General features: G+C 71.0%; 11 protein-coding genes and 1 pseudogene. 7 read left to right on the forward strand and 5 right to left on the reverse strand.

The window, feature by feature from the left end; all coding sequences use genetic code 11:
• Positions 1–207: 207 nt before the first annotated feature.
• A complete protein-coding gene (locus WMJ97_RS04455; protein ID WP_347347764.1) occupies positions 208–843 on the forward strand; it encodes a LysE family translocator in 636 nt (211 codons plus the stop codon).
• Positions 844–980: 137 nt separating this feature from the next.
• Here the strand turns inward: WMJ97_RS04455 and WMJ97_RS04460 are convergent, their stop codons facing one another.
• Positions 981–2,006 (reverse strand): L,D-transpeptidase family protein, encoded by a 1,026-nt coding sequence (locus WMJ97_RS04460; RefSeq protein WP_347347765.1) that lies wholly within the window; start codon positions 2,004–2,006, stop codon positions 981–983.
• A gap of 352 nt (positions 2,007–2,358) precedes the next feature.
• On the opposite strand from WMJ97_RS04460, the gene WMJ97_RS04465 reads away from it, so the two are divergent.
• Positions 2,359–3,459 (forward strand): ROK family protein, encoded by a 1,101-nt coding sequence (locus WMJ97_RS04465; protein WP_347347766.1) that lies wholly within the window; start codon positions 2,359–2,361, stop codon positions 3,457–3,459.
• Positions 3,460–3,512: 53 nt separating this feature from the next.
• Here WMJ97_RS04465 and WMJ97_RS04470 read toward each other — a convergent pair whose 3' ends face one another.
• The gene (locus WMJ97_RS04470; RefSeq protein WP_347347767.1) at positions 3,513–6,059 is read right to left on the reverse strand and encodes a beta-propeller fold lactonase family protein; all 2,547 of its coding nucleotides are present in this window, start codon (positions 6,057–6,059) and stop codon (positions 3,513–3,515) included.
• A 182-nt stretch (positions 6,060–6,241) separates the two neighbouring features.
• Here WMJ97_RS04470 and WMJ97_RS04475 point away from each other — a divergent pair, with 182 nt between their 5' ends.
• The 4 genes and pseudogenes from WMJ97_RS04475 to WMJ97_RS04490 all read left to right on the forward strand — a co-directional run bounded on the left by WMJ97_RS04475 (position 6,242) and on the right by WMJ97_RS04490 (position 11,886).
• Complete coding sequence (locus WMJ97_RS04475) at positions 6,242–7,630, forward strand: PrsW family intramembrane metalloprotease (protein WP_347347768.1); 1,389 nt, start codon at positions 6,242–6,244, stop codon at positions 7,628–7,630.
• A 10-nt stretch (positions 7,631–7,640) separates the two neighbouring features.
• A pseudogene (locus tag WMJ97_RS04480) lies at positions 7,641–9,323 on the forward strand (GTPase domain-containing protein); the annotation flags it as partial.
• A gap of 295 nt (positions 9,324–9,618) precedes the next feature.
• Positions 9,619–11,223, forward strand: coding sequence for a GTPase (locus WMJ97_RS04485; protein WP_347347769.1), 1,605 nt, complete (start codon positions 9,619–9,621; stop codon positions 11,221–11,223).
• A gap of 153 nt (positions 11,224–11,376) precedes the next feature.
• A complete protein-coding gene (locus WMJ97_RS04490; RefSeq protein ID WP_347347770.1) occupies positions 11,377–11,886 on the forward strand; it encodes a single-stranded DNA-binding protein in 510 nt (169 codons plus the stop codon).
• 78 nt (positions 11,887–11,964) lie between these two features.
• On the opposite strand, the gene ettA is transcribed toward WMJ97_RS04490, so the two are convergent.
• Positions 11,965–13,647 (reverse strand): energy-dependent translational throttle protein EttA, encoded by a 1,683-nt coding sequence (ettA, locus tag WMJ97_RS04495; RefSeq protein WP_347347771.1) that lies wholly within the window; start codon positions 13,645–13,647, stop codon positions 11,965–11,967.
• A gap of 260 nt (positions 13,648–13,907) precedes the next feature.
• Here ettA and WMJ97_RS04500 point away from each other — a divergent pair, with 260 nt between their 5' ends.
• Positions 13,908–14,975, forward strand: coding sequence for a hypothetical protein (locus tag WMJ97_RS04500; protein WP_347347772.1), 1,068 nt, complete (start codon positions 13,908–13,910; stop codon positions 14,973–14,975).
• Between the two features lie 107 nt (positions 14,976–15,082).
• Here WMJ97_RS04500 and WMJ97_RS04505 read toward each other — a convergent pair whose 3' ends face one another.
• Positions 15,083–17,938 (reverse strand): FAD-binding and (Fe-S)-binding domain-containing protein, encoded by a 2,856-nt coding sequence (locus tag WMJ97_RS04505; RefSeq protein ID WP_347347773.1) that lies wholly within the window; start codon positions 17,936–17,938, stop codon positions 15,083–15,085.
• A 4-nt stretch (positions 17,939–17,942) separates the two neighbouring features.
• Positions 17,943–18,401 carry a MarR family transcriptional regulator gene (locus WMJ97_RS04510; RefSeq protein WP_347347774.1) on the reverse strand — a complete coding sequence of 153 codons (459 nt, stop codon included), beginning with the start codon at positions 18,399–18,401 and terminating at the stop codon, positions 17,943–17,945.

Consider the following 18,401-nt stretch of genomic DNA (forward strand, 5'->3'; position numbering starts at 1 on the left):
CGGGGGTCGGTCAGCGGGGCCACCGCGTTGCCCGATCGCGTCTCCGACGCCGCCGGCGTCCTCAGCCGCAGCCTGCTCGCGGGGAGGGTCTGAGCGGCGGCGTCCGCGTCGATCGACCTGCGAGGACGCCATCCGCGGCCGGTGCCGGTGTTGCGGGATGCGGGCGCGACAAGGGACGCGGGCGAGGGCGGGCGCCCATGATGGACCATGCTCTCCGTCGCAGCGCTGCTGGGTTTCTGTCTCGCGGTGACGCCGCTCGTGATCACGCCCGGAGCCAGCTTCACCCTCGTGAGTGCCCGCGGCGTCGCGGGTGACCGGCGCGGGGCGTGGGCGGTCATCACCGGGACCGCGGTGGGCATCGCCACGCACGCGGTGCTCGCCGGTTTCGGGCTGGCGGCGGTGGTCATGCGCTCGGCCCAGCTGTATCAGGGGCTGCGCCTCGTGGGCGCCGCCTACCTCGTCGGACTCGGTGCCACGCTGGTGTGGCGCTCGCTGCGCGCCAAGGAGTCCCTAGCGCCGGAGGAGAAGCCGATTAGCCCCTCGCCGGTCGCCGTCCATCTGCGTCGTTCCTACCTAGCCAACGTGTTGAACGTGAAGGCGGCCTCCGTCTATCTCACTCTGGCCCCGCAATTCCTCCCGGTCGAGTCGGTCGGCGTGGGGCCGATGCTGCTGCTCGCGGCCGTCCATATCGGCGTGATGGTCGTGTGGCTGGGCTTCTGGTCGACCGGATTGACCGCCATCTCCTCGCGGAGGAGCGTCCGGACGTGGACCCGGCGGATCGACCGGGCCGGCGGGGTGATTCTTCTCGCGCTCGGCGTCAGGACGGCCGTCCAGAGCCGGTGAGGCGTCCGCGAAACCGGCGTCCGCGTGGGACTAGGGCGGACAGGGGCGTCCGCTGCGCGAGGGATGACGGCGTCCGTAGACGGACGTCGGGGCCGCGAGAATCGCGGCCCCGACGGGTATTGCCCTGATGTCCCGGCTCAGTAGATGTACACCTGCGAGCCGATGGGGGTGTTCTTGTAAATCCAGCGGGCGCTCTTGTACGAGCCCACGTTCACGCAGCCGTGGCTGGAGCCGGCGTATCCCGCGTTGGCGAAATCGCTGGAGTAGTGGACGTACATGTTCGGGTCGAAGATCACGCTGAGCGGCATCGAGCCGTCGCCGTAGTTGTCCGACGTCGGGCTGACGCGCTTCTTGTAGACCTTGTACAGCCCGTTGGCCGTGCGGAACAGGCGCCACTTGTGCGTCTTCGGGTGCGAGTTGTACCCGCCAGTGCGCACCTTGATGGTCTTTACGACCTTGCCGTCCTTCACGTAGCGCAACTGCTGCGCGCCCTGGTCGACGCACAGGACGACGCCGTCGGCCTTGCATTCCTCAGGCAGCGCGGCCGACCGCGCCGGCTGGTTCGACGCGAGCGCGTACACGGTCGCCTGGTTGGCCGAGCCTGTGGGCTGCAGGTCGCGCGAGTACTGGTAGCGGAGCAGCGCGTTGATCGCCGCCGTCCCGTTCCGGCTGCGCGGCGTGCCGTGGTAGAACGACAGCGCCTTCAGCTCGGTCTGGACGACCTTCGCGCACGTGCCCGTGGTCTTCTTCGTGCTCGTCTTCTTGGACGCCTGCGTGACCGTCGGCGTCGGGGTCGAGGGGGAGGCCGGCTTGGAGGCGTCCGTCCCCGTATCCGCGGCCGCGAACTTCGCGAGGCACGGCGCGAACGTGGCTTGCTGCTCGGCGGTCAGGACCGGAAGCGGCGCCGGGTTCGCGGGCGGCTGCCACGGACGGACGCCGAATGACGGCGTCGCCGAGGGGGTCGGTGCGGCATTGCCGGGGGAGGAGGGGGACGCCGTCGGTGCGGCCGTCGTCGCGGACGACGACGCGGGCGCAGGCGTAACGGACGCCGGGGCGGCGAGGTGTCCCTCGGCGTTCGGCGCCTGGGCGGGCGGGGTCGTTCCGCATGCGGCGAGCAGCGGGACCGCGGCGAGCGCAACGCTCAGTTTCTTAGCAATGTTCAATGGGGTTCCCTTCGAGACATATTGTCCCATATTTCTGTGGAAAGGACGGGTGTCTCGACATCGCGTCGTGCCGCTTTCATCGCCCACTAGGCCACACGCCGCTCACGAGTTTGGGCAACCGGCGGCAACAGGCGTGTGGCCGCCGCGCCGACCCTCCCCAGAGCACGGGCCGCGTCGCGGTGAGGGGTGCCTGACCGACGGCGTCGCGGCGGGCTGGGGGGCAGCGCTATCCTTCCCTCGGAAGCCGTTCTCACGTGCGGATCCGCACGTGCTCTGGAGCTTCAGGTGGCCCGCTCACTTGGCCCGATTCCGAGGCCGGTCGCGGCGCCCTGGAACGTGTGAGGAGATGGTGGTGGGCTCTGACCGGTGGGTGCTCGATCCGTCGTCGCGGCGCGTCGCCCTCGACGTGCTGCGCCGCGGCCCGATCTCACGGGCCGCCCTCGGGCGGGCGCTCGGCCTGTCCTCGGGCAGCCTCACCCGCATCACGAAGCCGATGGTGGCGTCCGGGTTCCTGGTGCAGGGCGCGCCCGTCGGCGCGGCTGCCGGGCGGCCCTCCTTGCCCCTCGACGTCGACGCGAGCGCGGCTCACTTCGTCGGCGTGACCATCGTCGTCGGCCGCATGTACGGCGTGCTCACCGACCTCAAGGGCCACGTCGTGGGCGAAGCGACGCTGGATGGCGACTGGCGCACCAGCGCCGACGCAGTCGCCGCGATCGCCTCGCTGGTGGCCCGGTTCTCCGCGGCGGCTCCGGTGCAGGGCATCGGCGTCACCCTCGGGGCGGCGGTGGATGGCGACGGGTCCGTCCGGGGGGCTGAGTTCCTCGGCTGGCCCACGACGCCGCTGGCCACCTTCATCGCCGAACGCACCGGGATTCCGGCCACGGCCGAGAACGACGTCAACGCCTACGCGGTCGCCGAGCACTGGTTCGGCACGGGGCGCGGTTGTTCGGAGTTCGCCGTCCTGACGATCGGGGCGGGTGTCGGTCTGGGCCTCGTGTGCAACGACCAGTTGGTCGTCGGCCACCACGGGGCGGCAGGCATGATCGGCTTCGCCCGGCTGCCCGACGGGCGCGAGGCGCGGGGGGTCGTCGAGTCGGCGGCGATCGCGCGCCGCGTGTCGGCCGTGCTGGAGCGCCCGGTCGCCTACGGGCAGATCGCCGCGCTCGCGCAGACGGACGCCCGGGTCGCCGCCGTCCTCGACGACGTCGCGGACGCCGTCGGACAGCTCGCCGGCCTCGTCGCGCTCGTCACCTCGCCGGAGCGCCTCCTGATCTCGGGCGACGGCGTCGCGCTGATCGCCGACCGTCGTCACCGCGTCCGGTCGGTCTTCGGCCGGCTGAGCCTCGCCTACGTGACGCCCCCGAGCCTGCATCTCGCCGAGGTCGGCTTCCGCGAGTGGGCGCGCGGGGCGGCCGCTGTCGCGATCCGCCGCCACATGGCGCCCCTCGACTGACGCGAGCGGGGCCGCGCCGACGCGCGACCCCGCTCGGGCGGGAGGGGTGAGGGTCAGTCGTCCTTGTCCTTCGTCACGGTCTTCCCGGACGCCTTCGCGTTGGCGTCGCGGGCCTGCTCGGCGGCCTTCTCGGCCTTCGCGGTGTCACCGAGGACGTCGTAGCGCGGCGTCGGCATGACCGCGTCCTTGCCCTTGACGGACTTCCAGATCGCCTCGTTGAAGGTCTTCTCGTCGATCTGGTCCTCCTTGGTGAGGTTCTGCTGGCCGGAGATCTTGGCCATCGGCGCGTTGGCCCCGTTGACCGCCTGCATGTCGGTGGTCGGCTTGATCGCCTCGTAGGGCCGCATGTTCGGCTTGGTGGTGAACGAGGCGTCCATGGGTGTCGAATAGGCGTCGAACTGCGTCAGCGGTCCGATGCCGGCGAACAGGCCGATCGTGCGGACCATCGACGCGGTGGAGTAGAACGTCGAATCCACCTTGCCCGTCTGGGTGTAGGGGCTGATCGCAAGGGCGATCGTCCGGTGGGCGTCGACGTGGTCGGGGCCGTTTTGGGCGTCGTCTTCGGTGATCAGAATGACCGTGTCTTTCCAGAAGCGGCTGTGGGAGACGGCGTCCACGAGGCGTCCGACCGCGTAGTCGTTGTCGGCGACCATGGCCTGCGGGGTCGGCTTGCCGACCGACGTGCCGGACGTGTGGTCGTTCGGGAAGCGCACGAACTGGACGGTCGGCATCGTCCCGGACGCCTGGTACTTGGCGAAGCTCTTCTGCCACCGGTCGAACCGCGGGGCCAGGCAGGTGGATTTCAGCGCCGTGAACGTGCCCGACGAGTCCGGGCAGGCCAGGTCGTAGCCCTGGTACTGGTGGTCGGTCTTCGCGTTGAGTACCGGGTCGTCGGCGTGGAACTGGTTGTTGTCCGTCCGGCTGACGTAGAAGCCGAAGTTGGCGAAGCTCACCTTGGCCGCGTTGAACCGCTGCCACAGGTAGGAGTTCTTCGGGTCCTGCGCGGCGTTTTCGGGGTCGTTGTTCTCCGACGGGTAGGGGGCCTTGCGTCCGGAGTAGTTGGCCGGCCACATCTGCTCCGCGAACGGGTTGGAGTTGGCCTGCGCGACCCAGTTCCAGCCGTTGGCCGACACTTCGGCGTCCGCGTAGAAGTTGTCGATCGTCGTGAACCGGCGGGCGAGTTCGCGCGTGTTCGGGGCGCTCTCGTCGCCGAACAGGTTGAGCGACGGGTCGCCGTTGCCCTTGCCGAGGCTGCCGAGCACCTGGTCGTAGGTGCGGTTCTCCTTGACGACGTAGATCACGTGCTTGATCGGCGTCGGGTCGCCCGGCTTCTTCGGGACGATCGCCCCGTGCGCCGCGACCCGCGCGTTGTTCTGGTTCACCTGCTCGGTCATCTGGCCGAGCGTCGTGGCGTCCGGCACCGGGAGGGTGCTCAGGGTGCCCTCCATCATCGAACCGGTGTACTTCTGCGGGTCCGTCTTGGCCGACGATTCGGGGTTGGGCATACCGTCGCCGCCGTTCGGGCCGGCGCCGAGGCCCTTCGCGTTCGTGACATGCAGTGTGCCGTCGTCGAACGTGATCGAACTCGGGTACCAGCCGACCGGGATGAGACCGTCGACTTTCCCCCGCTTCACGTCGACGACGGCGACGTCGTTGTTGCCGGAGTTGGTCACGAAGAGCCGTTGGCCGGACGCGTCGAGCGCCAGGTCGGTCGGGTTCGAGCCCACCGGCGACGTGCGCTGCGGGGCGACGCGGATGGTCTTGACCACCGTGGCGGCGGCCGTCCGGATGACGCTGACGGAGTCGGCGTCCCCGTTGGAGACGAACAGCTGCGAGCCGTCGGCCGACAGCGTCATCTTGTTCGGGTGCAGTCCGACGTTGATCGCCTTGCCGACGGCCGGCACGGTGCCCGAGACGTCGACGACGCTGACGGTGTCGCCGCCCTGGTTGGAGACGTACGCCTTCGTGCCGTCCTTCGCCATCGTCACCCAGAAGGGCCGGTGCCCGGCGGCGACCGTCTCGGACTTCCGGGTGGCCGTGTCGGCGAGCGTGACGGCGTTGCCGAGCTGATCGGCGATGAGCAGCTTCTTGCCGTCGGGAGTGAGGGCCAGCCCGGCGGGGAAGAGCGTCACGTTCTTGCCGTCGGGGGACTTGGTCGGGAGGGTGATCGGGGTCGTCTCGGTGAGCTTGGCGCCATCGAAGGCGAACACGCGCACCTTGCTGTTGGCGGCGGCGCTGGCGTAGGCAGTCTTTCCGTCCGGGCTCCACGCGAGGCCCACGTACAGCGACTCGGGCGTCGGGTACTCCAGGGTCTGGACGACCCGGTGGGAGTCCGTGTCGACCAGTTGCAGGCTCTGGACGCCCTGGCCGTTGTTCGTGACCAGCAGGTGCCGGCCGTCGGGATGCATCGCGGAGTTCAGGGGCAGGTTGCCCAGCGTGAGCTGGGTGCCCTCCGGTCGGACCCACTGCCCGATCGGGTTCACTGCGGTGTTGTGGGGGCGCGGACCCGCGGTCTTGGAAGCGACGCCGTACGCGACGCCGCCTCCGACGAGAGCGAGAACCACGAGCCCGGCGGTGAGGGACTTGCCGGATGTTCTCATAGCAATGTAACTACGCCGGAAACCTTCCCTCCGCCCGGCGCCCGGGTGAACGACGGTGGTCGCGTGCCCGAACACCGCTAGTCGGCGCGCAGTTCGACCGCTCGCGTCCCCACGGGGATGCCACCGGACGCCGCCGCGGCGGCTCCGCGGCGTCCCCGATCCCCCGGGGTACTCTGGTCGCCATGTCCGACGCGATCGCCACGTACGAGCGCCGGCGCAACGGCATCCCGGCCGGGCGCCGGGCGTCCGGGCCCTTGTCGAAGCGCATCGTGACGAACCCGTGGCTGTGGGTGTTCCTGGTGTTCACGGCCCTCTACGCCGCCTGCCTGGGGTGGCAGTACGACGTGACGACGCGGCCCATCCAGGTGCCGGGCGGCGAGATCGACGCGATGAACTTCTCGGCGATCAGGCAGGCGGCCGGCCTGGCGTGGCCGACGCTGGCGTTCTGGATCGTGCTGTACCTCGCCCTCGACCGGTTCCGACCGCAGCGGCCGCTGTTCTGGTGGCTCGCGCTCGGCTGGGGTGCCGCGGTGTCGACCGCGGCGTCCATGGTCATCAACACGTGGGCCGCGTCGATGCTGGGCGTTGCCGGCGACGGCGACCCGGTGCAGGCGGCCCGTGCGGCGGTCTTCTCGGCGCCGTTCGTGGAAGAGGCGACGAAGGCGTCCGTGCTGTTCCTGATCGCGATCGCGGTGCGCTACCAGCTCGTCAGCAAGGTGACCGGCGTCGTGCTGGGGGGCCTGTCGGCCGCCGGGTTCGCGTTCACCGAGAACATCATCTACTACGCGCGCGTGATCGTGTTCTCCTCCATGCAGATCGGGGCGGGCGATCCGGAGGAGGCGCTGGCCGAGATCGTCCGGCTGCGCGGCCTGCTGCTCGCCTTCGGGCATCCGCTGTTCACCACGATGACCGCGATCGGCGTGATCGTGGCGGTGCGGACTCACAGCAAGGTCGTCCGGGTGCTGGCGCCGCTGGCGGGCTATCTCGCCGCGGCCCTGCTGCACATGATGTTCAACTTCTTCGCCAGCCAACCGATCGAGCAGTCGCGGTGGGCGTACTTCTTCCTCGCGCTGCCGCTGCTGCTGGCCGTGGCCTTCTACGTGGGGCGCCAGCTGTTCGGCGAGGGCCGGCGGTTGCGCACGCGGCTGGCCGACTACGTCCGGGTGGGCTGGCTGCCCGAGACGGACGCCGAGGTCGCCGGCCGCTGGTGGCTGCGGTTCCGCGCAGGGCTGGTCGCCCTGACCTACGGCTGGGGAACCTTCGTGGCGACTCTGCGTCTGCAGCGCGCGCTGACCGAGCTCGGCTATCTGCGGGACGCGATGGTGCGCGGCATCGTGGACGCCGCCGGCGACCGCCGGGCGCGCGAGCTGATCGACCGGGTGGAGGGGCTGCGCGGCACGGCGATCGACGACCCGCGCGGCAAGCGGCTGAACCTGCCGCGGCTGGGGCGGTTCCGGCCCCGGAGGCGCCGCCGGGTGGCCGAAACGCAACCATTCGCGCCTGTCAACTCCCCGTCGGCACCGGTAGGCTCCTACTCACCCGTTGACCCGCGATGGGGTCCACCGAGCTAGGAGTTCATGCATGGGCGGCAGTCTCGTCGACTCGTTGACCGACCTGCGCGAAGCACTCTCCCGGGCACGATTCCCGCTCAGCCTGCCGGGTTCGGAGCGGGCCGGCAGAGCCGCCCACGACATGGTGGCCCAGCTCAACGACTACATCCTGCCGCGCCTCGATCTGCTGGACGCCCCGCTGCTCGCCGTCATCGGCGGCTCGACCGGCGCCGGCAAGTCGACGTTGGTGAACTCCCTGATCGGGCGCGAGGTGTCGCGCCCGGGCGTCATCCGGCCGACGACGCGGTCTCCGGTTCTGGTGCATCACCCTGACGACCAGGCGTTCTTCGCGTCCGACCGCATCCTGCCGGGGCTCGGCCGCAGTTTCTCGGCGGTGAACGACACCGCGACGCTGCAGTTGGTGGAGGAGCCGAGCCTCCCGCAGGGGCTCGCGCTGCTGGATGCCCCCGACATCGACTCGGTCGTGAAAGAGAACCGGGCGTTGGCGTCGCAGTTGCTGGCCGCCGCCGACCTGTGGCTGTTCGTCACGTCGGCGGCCCGCTACGCCGACGCCGTCCCGTGGGAGTACCTGCGCAGCGCCGCCGAGCGCTCCGCCGCGGTGGCGGTCGTGCTCGACCGCGTGCCGCCGCAGGCGATGCAGGAGGTTCCGGCGCACCTGGGCAGCCTGATGCTCGAGCGCGGGCTGGGGGAGTCGCCGCTGTTCGCGGTCCCGGAGACCGGCGTCGACGCGCGCGGGCTGCTGCCGGACGCCGCGGTCTCCCCGATCCGCGACTGGCTGGCCACGATCGCGCAGGACGAGCGGAGCCGCCAGTCGGTCGTCCTGCAGACCCTCGACGGGGCGATCGCGTCGCTGACGACGCGGGCGCCGGCGGTCGCCGACGGGCTCGACCTGCAGCACGAGGCGCTCGAACAGCTGTGGGCGGACGCCGAGAAAGCCTACGCCGAGGCGGCCCGCACCGTGGGCGTCCAGACGGCGGATGGCACGCTGCTGCGCGGGGAGGTGCTGGCCCGCTGGCAGGACTTCGTCGGCACGGGCGAGTTCATGCGCACCGTGGAGCGGAAGGTCGGCTGGTTGCGCGACCGGGTCGTCCAGATGGTGCGCGGCGAGGCGAAGGAGGCCGACGACGGCAAGCAGGCCGTCCAGTCGGGGCTCGAGGCGCTGATCGTCGCCGAGGGCGAGGCGGCGGCCGAACGCACCGAGACCGCGTGGGTCGGGCAGCCGGCCGGGCGGCAGTTGCTCGCGGGCACGCGGCAGGACCTGTCGCGGGCGTCCGCGGGGTTCGGCGAGAAGGTGGCCCGGGCGATCCGCGACTGGCAGGGGGATGTGCTCGAGCTTGTCAGCGCTGAAGGCGCCGACAAGCGGGCGGGTGCCCGGTTCCTCGCCGCGGGCGTGAACGGCATCGGGCTCGCGCTCATGATCATCGTCTTCGCGTCGACCGGCGGCGTCACGGGGGCCGAGGTCGGTATCGCCGGCGGCACCGTCGTGCTGGCCCAGCGGTTCCTCGAGGCGATCTTCGGCGACGACGCCGTGCGGCGGATGGCGCGGACCGCGAAGGAGCGGCTGGATTCCCGGGTCGAGGCCCTGATGGCCGACGAGTTGGCCCGGTACCGCGCGGCGCTCGACGACGCGGGGGTCGAGGACGGGCAGGCGGCCGACGTCCGGGAGGCGGTGGCCGACCTCGTCGTGCTGCGCGAGAGCGGTGACTTCACCATCGAGTCGTTGAAGCGGCAGCAGCTCGGCGGGGCCGTCCGGGCGCTGGATTCCGCGGGGCCGCGCCCGGTCGACCGGGGCGACCAGGGCAGCGTTCCGCGGCGTGCCCTCCTTCCGGAGGGCGCGGACGGTCCCGAGGGTCCGGGGCGTGAAGCGGGCGCCGACGGCGTCCGCGACGAGGGGCCGGCGCCGGGCGCGGAGCGGCCGGGCGAGGCCCTGCAGGGCGTCGTGCTCGACCCCGACGATCCGCAGCAGGGTAGGCGAGTGGAGACGCGCGATGGCGAGTAGGGCGAACGATCTGGCGGCCCGGCTCGGCTTCCTGGGCGAGGCGGCCGAGTTGAGCCGGGGGCGATCCGACGACGAGCCGGTGGACGCGGCGTCCGCCCTGGTGCGGCGCGCCGGGCGGCGCATGGCGATTTCGGGCGATCACACGGTGATCGCGCTCGCCGGGGCGACGGGGTCGGGCAAGTCGACGACGTTCAACGCGCTCTCGGGTACCCAGTTGGCCACCAGCGGCGTGACGCGGCCGACGACGTCGGACGCCATGGCCGCGGTGTGGGGCGCCGAGCTTCCGACCGAGCTGCTCGACTGGCTGGAGGTGTCGCGGCGGCATCTGATCGCGGCGTCCGGGGGCCCGTTCACCAACCTCGTGTTGCTGGACCTGCCTGACCACGATTCCACCGAGGTGGCCCACCGGGCGACCGTCGACCGTCTCGTGCAGCTCGTCGACATGCTGGTGTGGGTGGTCGATCCGCAAAAGTACGCGGACGCCGCCCTCCACGACCGCTACCTGAAGCCGCTGGCCGACCATGCCGACGTCATGATGATCGTGCTGAACCAGGCGGATCGCCTCACCAGCGAGCAATTGCAGGGCGCGATGACCGACCTGAGGCGGCTGCTCGACTCTGAGGGGCTGCGGGCCACGCCCGTGCACGCGATGTCGGCGATGACCGGCCAGGGCGTCGCCGAGGTGCGGCAGACGCTGGAGAAGGTGGTCGCCGAGAAGACGGCGTCCGCGAAACGCATCTCCGCCGACGTGACGACGGCGGCGTCCGGGTTGGAGGAGACGCTCGGGTCGCAGAAGGTGCCGCAGATCTCCGCCCGCGAGCAGCGCCAGTTGAACGAGGCGACGGCGGTCGCGGCGGGCGTCCCGGTGGTCGTGGACGGGGTGCGGGACGCGGAGCGCTACCGCGGCGTCCTGGCGACCGGGTGGCCGGTGCTCAAGTGGATCACGCGGTTCAAGCCCGACCCGCTGAAGCGGCTGCGGCTCGGCACCGGCGGCGGCCGGCCCGAGCTGGAGGAGGGCTCGCCGGCGCGCACGAGCCTGCCGAAGGCGTCCGGGGTGCAGAAGGCGCGCTTGGACGCCGCCCTCCGCGGCGTGACGGACGCCGCGACCGGCGGGTTGCCGCGGGGCTGGGCGGAAGCCGTCCGGGTGGCCGCGCGCGGCAACGAGCGCGTGCTCGCCGACCGGCTGGACGCCTCGATCGCCTCCGCCGACCTGCGGATGGACCGAGGCCACGCCTGGTGGGGGATCGTGAACGTGCTGCAGTGGTTGCTGTTCGCCGCGGCCGTCGCCGGGCTGCTGTGGCTGCTGCTGCCCGTGGTTCTCGGCTTCTTCCAGTTCCCGCAGCCGCCGACCGTCTACTGGTGGGGCATCCCGGCGCCGACGCTGTTGTTCGGCGGCGGCGTGGTGGGCGGCGTGGCCGTCGCGCTGCTGAGCAGGGTGTTCGTCGAGGTCGGCGCCCGGGCGAAGGCCGGCCAGGCGCGCCGCCTGCTCACCGATCGCATCGCGGAGGTGACGGTGTCCGACGTCGTCGGGCCGGTCCAGGGCGAGCTCGACCGGCTGAAGAAGGCGCGCGAGCTCGTCGCGCGCGCGAAGTAGGACGCCTCGCCCAACCTCCTTTGACAAGGGAGAACGACACCGTCGTTCTCGTGCTGCAACGACGTGCCTGACTCTGGGTGAACGTGCTGCCACGAATGAGGCCCTCGTCCCCACTGTGGTGGGTGAGAGCCCGATCGAGAGAGGACCTGCAGCATGCCCATGGAAACGACCGTCACCATCGCCGGCAACCTCGGCACCGACCCGTCCCTGATGCGCACCGAGAACGGGCCGTCGCGGGCGTACTTCCGCGTGGCCGTCACGCCGCGGGTGCGCCACCCCGAGAAGGGCTGGGTCGACTCGCCCACCACCACCTGGTACTCCGTCACGTGCTGGCGGGCGCTCGCCGACCACGCGAAGGCGAGCCTGCGCAAGGGCGACCCGGTGTTCGTCCACGGGCGCATGCGGTCGGATACGTGGACGGATCAGAACGGGGTCGTCCACGAGACGCTCGCCGTCGAGGCGACGTGCGTGGGCCACGACCTCAGCCGTGGCGTCAGCCGGTTCTTCCGGGCGAGCCAGCCGAGCGAGGAGGCCCCGGTGATGGAGACCGACCGCGAGGCGTCCCTCGCCGAGTCCGAGCAGGCGGTCGTCGAGTTGTCGCGGGAGGAGCTGGAGCGGCTCGAACGCGACGAAGACGACGACCGGCTGCTCGGTGTCGGCTGACCCGGTCCGGAGACGAGGCTGCCCGGCCGGTCAGCGACCGGCCGGGCAGGCGGGGGGAAGGGGGATTCGGTGGGCCGATCAGCCGCGGGTGAGGCGGCGGTGCTTGCTGGCGTGGGGCCGAGCGGCCTCCGCGCCGAGGCGTTCGATCTTGTTGACCTCGTAGTCGGCGAAGTTGCCCTCGAACCAGAACCACTTGGCTTCGTCGTCGGCGTCGCCCTCCCACGCGAGAATGTGGGTGGCCACGCGATCGAGGAACCACCGGTCGTGGGAGATCACCACGGCACAGCCCGGGAACTCGAGCAGCGCGTCTTCCAGCGACTGCAGGGTCTCGACGTCGAGGTCGTTGGTCGGCTCGTCGAGCAGCAGCACGTTGCCGCCCTGCTTCAGCGTGAGCGCGAGGTTCAGCCGGTTCCGCTCGCCGCCCGACAGCACGCCGGCCAGCTTCTGCTGGTCGGGGCCCTTGAAGCCGAACGAGGCGACGTAGGCGCGCGACGGCATCTCGAAGTTCGCGACCTTGATGTGGTCGAGCCCGTCGGAGACGACCTCCCAGACGTTCTTCTTCGGGTCGATGCCGGCGCGGTTCTGGTCGACGTAGCTGAACTCGACGGTCTTGCCGACCTTGAGCTCACCCGAGTCGGGCTTCTCCTCGCCGACGACCATCTTGAACAGCGTCGTCTTGCCGACGCCGTTCGGGCCGATGATGCCGACGATGCCGGCGCGCGGCAGCGAGAAGCTCAGGTCGTCGATGAGCACGCGGTCGCCGAACCCCTTGGTGAGGTGGGAGGCCTCGAGCACGTCGGCGCCGAGCCGCGGGCCCGGGGGGATGTTGATCTCGGCCAGGTCGATCGCGCGGTTGCGCTCGGCCTCCGCCGCCAGCTCTTCGTAGCGGGCGAGGCGGGCCCGGTTCTTCGCCTGGCGGGCCTTCGGGTTGGCGCGCACCCACTCCAGTTCCTTTTCGAGGATCTTGGCGCGCTTGGCGTCCTTCTTGCCCTCGATCTGGAGACGGGAGCGCTTGGTCTCCAGGTACGTGGAGTAGTTGCCCTCGTAGGGGTGCAGGTGGCCGCGGTCGACCTCGCAGATCCACTGGGCGACGTTGTCGAGGAAGTAGCGATCGTGCGTCACGGCGAGCACCGCGCCGGGGTAGCTCTTGAGGTGGCCCTCCAGCCAGTTCACGCTTTCGGCGTCCAGGTGGTTCGTGGGCTCGTCGAGCAGCAGCAGGTCGGGCTGCTGCAGCAGCAGCTTGCAGAGGGCGACGCGGCGCCGCTCGCCGCCCGAGAGTACGTCGACCGGGGTGTCGCCGGGCGGGCACTGGAGGGCGTTCATGGCCTGCTCGAGCTGGCTTTCCAGCTCCCACGCCTGGCGGTGATCGAGCTGCTCCTGCAGCTCGCCCATCTCGGTCATGAGGGCGTCGAAGTCGGCGTCGGGGTCGGCCATCTCCACCCCGACCTCGTTGAACCGGTCGAGCATGCGCTTGGTGTCGGCGACCGCCTCCTCGATGTTCTCCATCACGGTCTTGCCCTCGGTGAGCGGCGGCTCCTGCAGCAGGATGCCGACGGTCGCGTCCTTCTTCAGGGTGGCGTCGCCGTTGTTGGGCTTCTCGAGGCCCGCCATGATCTTGAGCATGGTCGATTTGCCCGCGCCGTTGGGGCCGACGACGCCGATCTTGGCGCCCTCGTAGAACGAGAGCGTGACGTTGTCGAGGATCAGCTTGTCGCCCAACGTCTTGCGGACGTTGTGCATCGTGTACACGAACTCAGGCATGAACCAACCTCAGGTTGTGGTGGGGGAGTGTCAGAAAACGATGCTCAGTATAGGGCGGGCGTCCGCGCGACTCGAACCGGTGGCCCGAGGGGGCCCGGCGCGCGCGGGCGGCCGGCCGCGTCGACCACGGGTGCGGAGCGGCCTCGACCCTGGTCCCCTGCGCGCGCGACCCGAGACGGAGACGGGTGACCCTGCGACGGGTCAGAATCAAGCTCGGTAAGTTTCACTTAACCAATGACCCCAACGATAGGAACCCCCAGATGCGCAAGATGGTGGCCGTTTCGGCCGCAGCCTCCGCCTCCGCCCTCCTGCTCGTCGCAGGCTGCTCCGGCACGACGGGAGGCACCAACCCGGGGCCGGTCTCGGCGGACCCGAAGACGGCCGTGGCGGACGCCTTCACCCAGACCGGCCAGGGCAAAGATTCCACGGTCGCCTTCAAGTTCGACACGACCGAGGCCGACGTGCAGAAGGTCTTCGACGCCATGAACAGCGGCAGCTCGAGCACCCCGAACCCCAGCACCCAGCAGACGATGAAGAGCGTGGCGAAGATCATTCCGCTGACCACGTTCAAGGTCGCCACCCACTCCAACGGCGACAGCCTCAACGCTGAGAAGGACCCGAACAAGATCGACGCCAACGTCAACATCGCCGTCGACGGCAAGCCGATCGAGTTCACCTGGCTCGCGAGCCGTGCGTTCCTGCGCGCTGACGTGCAGGGTCTCGGGCAGGCCACCGGCCTGTTCACCATCGACCAGGTGAAGATGTACACGGCCGATTCGGCGCGCACCATGCCGTGGATCACGCCGCTCGTCGAGGGCAAGTGGGTCGAGGCCGACAGCGCGTCGGTCAAGCAGATGATCCAGAAGGCTCAGGCGTCCGCGGCGCCGTCGGCGAGCCCCAGCATCGACCCGAAGAAGGCCCAGGCGGCGATCCTCGACAACTCCGAGGTCACGAAGGTCAGCGACGGCACGTACAAGGTCGTCACCGACGCCAAGAAGGTCATCCCGGCGCTCGCGGCGATCGACCCGAACGACTCCTTCACCGATCAGAAGGCGCAGGATGCGCTGAAGCAGATCAAGGACGGGGCGAACCTCGACTCGACGGTCACCATCGCCAACGGCAAGGTCACGAAGATCGACGTCGACCTGGCCGACGTGCTCCGCACCTGGCCGCAGAGCACCGACAAGACCGCCCAGGCGCTGGCGCAGGCCGACTTCAAGCTGAACGGCGTTGCCGAGATCAACGAGGACAACCCGAACATCACCGCCCCGCAGCCCGCCGCCACCATCCCGGCGAAGGACCTGCAGGGTCTCACGCAGGGCCGCTGACGCCGGGGCCTCCGGGCCGCCGGCGACATCCTCACCAACGCACGAACCCGCCGGAGCGATCCGGCGGGTTCGTCGCGTCCTGGGCACCCCGGCCCGGGGGCGGGGCGTCAGGCGGTCGCCGCGGGCGTCCGGGAGGGGTGGGCGACGATGAGCTCGGCCAGGCTGAGGGCCTGGCGTCCCCGAAGGTCGCCGACCTGGGTGCGGCAGGAGAAGCCGTCGGCCAAGATGATCGCGTCGGGGCCCGCCGCGTCGATGGCTTTGCCGAGGTCGTGCTCGAAGATCGTCGAGCTGACCTCGAAGTGGCCGTCCTCCATGCCGAAGTTGCCGGCCAGGCCGCAACAGCCGCCCACTCGGACGACGGTGGCGCCCCAGGAACGCAGCAGCCGCTCGTCGGCGTCCCACCCGATGACGGACGCCTGATGGCAGTGGGGCTGCGCGACGACCGTGTGCCCGGACAGGTCGGGCCCGGTGAAGCCGGGCTCGCGATCGAGCAGCTCGGCGAGCGTGCAGGTGTGCCGGGCGACCTCGGCGACGCGCGGGTCGTCGGCGAGCAGATCCAGGGCGTCCGAGCGCCACACCGACAGGCAGCTCGGCTCGGTGCCGACGATCGGGACGCCGCGCGCAGCGTAGGGGTGCAGCACGTCCGTCGCGGCGCGTAGCTCGCGGCGGGCCCCGTCGAGCTGCCCCGTCGAGATCCATGTCAGACCGCAGCAGGCCTTGCGCTCGAGCAGCGTCGGGGCGAAGCCGGCCTCGATCAGCACGGCCGCGACCGCCGCGACGTGGTCGCCGGCGAAGGCGTCCGAGAACGAGTCGACCCACAAGACCACCTCGCGCCCCTCCGGACGTCGACGCGCGACGTCCGCGCGCACCCTCGACCGGTTCGACCCGTGGGCGAACCGGGGCATCGCCTTCCGCCGGGTGTCGAGGCCCGCCGCGCGCTGCGCGATGCCGCGGAGCACGGGCGTCTGCAGCACGAGGTTGCCGAGCCGCGGCAGGACGGCCGGGACGGTCTGCACGAGGCGTCCCCACCGCGGCAGCCAGCCGAGGGCGTAGTGACGCCGGGGGCGCGGCTTGCCCTTGTACGTCTCGTACAGCACCCGCGCCTTGTAGGCGGCCATGTCGGTGCCGGTCGGGCAATCGCGCGCGCAGCCCTTGCACGAGAGGCAGAGATCGAGCGCCTCGTGCACCTCGGGGGCGCTCCACCCGCCGGTGACGAGGGTGCCGTTGATCATCTCCTGCAGCACGTGGGCGCGGCCGCGCGTGGAGTCCTTCTCTTCGCGCGTCGCCTGGAACGACGGGCACATCACCGCGCCCGCCCGCTCGGCGGCCACGCACTTGCCGACGCCGGTGCAACGGTGAACCTGCTCCACGAAGGTCGCGTCGGACGCCCACAGCGGCGACCTGCGCACCTGCGGGGCGCGGAGATCGTCGGTGATGGCCCGCGGACGCACCAGGACGCCGGGGTTCATGAGGTCGTCGGGGTCGAAGATGCCCTTGACCTGGGCGAACAGGTCGATCGCCTCGGGCGAGTACATGACGGGCAGCAGCTCCGACCGCGCGCGCCCGTCGCCGTGCTCGCCCGACATCGAGCCGCCGTAGGACGCCGCCAGATGCGCCGCCTCGGTGATGAACGCCCGGTAGGCGGCCGCACCGTCGGCGTCCATGAGCGGGAAGTCGATGCGGCAGTGCACGCACCCGTCGCCGAAGTGGCCGTACGGCAACCCGTGCAGGCCGTGCCGGGCCAGCAGCGCGTCGAAGTCGCGCAGGTAGGCGCCGAGCCGCTCCGGAGGGACCGCTGAGTCCTCCCAGCCGCCGTAGGCCGGCTTGTCGAGGCTGACACCGGCGAGGCCGGCCCCGTCGGCACGGATCTTCCAGAGCCGCGCGGCCTTCGCCGCGTCCGTGACGACCTCGCCGTCGGCGCACCCGGACGCCCCCAGCAGGCTCTGGGCACGTTCGGTGACCTCGACCGGGTCGTCTCCGGTGACCTCGACGAAGATCCAGCCGTCCCCGGAGGGCAGCGGCGGCACCGCGTCGGAGCCCTGTGCGCGCTCGACGACGTCGACGATGCGCCGGTCCATCCCCTCCACGGCGGTGGGCCGGAACGGCAGGATCGCCGGCATCGCGTCGGCGGCCTCCGGCATCGTGGGGTAGCCGAGCGCGACCATCACCTTGTACGGGTCGTCGGCCACGAGCCGGACGGTCGCCCGCGTGATGACCCCCAGCGTCCCCTCGGTTCCGGCGAAGAACCGGGCGACGTCGAACCCGTTCTCGGGCAGCAGCCACTCCAGGCTCATGCCGGACACCTGCCGCGAGAACCGGCCGAACTCGGTGCGGATCAGCCCGAGGTTGTCGTTCACCAGCCGCCACAGGGCGCTCAGCGTCGGTGAGCTCGACCCGCGCAGGTCCTGCCGCGAATCCAGCGTGAGCCGCTCCCCGGTGCCGGTCACCACGTCGAGCGCGACCACGTTGTCGGAGGCCCGCCCGTACCCCAGCGCCCGCGGCCCGCACGCGTTGTTGCCGATCATGCCGCCGATCGTGCAGCGGTTCGCCGTCGACGGGTCGGGCCCGTACCGCAGCCCGTGCGGCAGCGCTGCGGCGGTGAGCACCGCCTGGACGACGCCCGGCTCGATCTCGGCGACGCGCTCGGCGGCGTCCACGGACCAGATGCGGTGCAGGTGCCGCGACGTGTCCACGATCAGTCCCGGCCCCACGGCGTTGCCGGCGCACGACGTGCCCGCGCCCCTGCTCGTCAGCGGGACGCCGGCCGCACGGGCGGCGTCCACGACCCGGATCAACTCCTCGGTCGTGCGCGGGTGCGCGACGGCCAGTGGCTGCACGCGATAGAGGGAGGCGTCCGACGAGTAGAGGGCCCGCGCGAGGGCGGACTCGTCGATGGTGATCCCAGGCCCTGCCTCCTCGGCGAGGCGTCGCAGTGGTTCGGTCGCTACGTCCTGGGCTGTCACGCCCTCAGTGTGCCACCTCGATGACGGCGCGCATCGCGCGTCCGAGCGCCTCGAAATCGCGCGGATTCACCGCGTCGATGAACGCCTGCCGGACGGAGTCGACGTGCGTCGGCGCCGCCTGCTCGAGCAGGTCGTAGCCCTCGTCGGTGAGCTGCGCGATGACGCCGCGGCGGTCGTCGGCGCACGACTGGCGCTCGATGAGGTGCTTCTTCTCCATGCGGGCCACGGTGTGGGTGAGGCGCGAGCGCGACTGCCGGACGGCCTGCGCCAGCTCGGACATGCGCATGCGGTGCCCCTCCGCCTCGGAGAGGTTCACGAGGATCTCGTACTCGCCCAGATCGAGGTCGAAGGGGCGCAGCGCCGCGTCCAGCTTCGTGTCGATGATGGCCACCGCCGCCAGGAAGTCGCGCCAGACCTCCTGCTGGTCGGAATCCAGCCAGTGGACAGGGGTGAGAACAGACAT

Source organism: Nigerium sp., from assembly GCF_039811905.1.
GTDB lineage: Bacteria > Actinomycetota > Actinomycetes > Propionibacteriales > Propionibacteriaceae > Propioniciclava.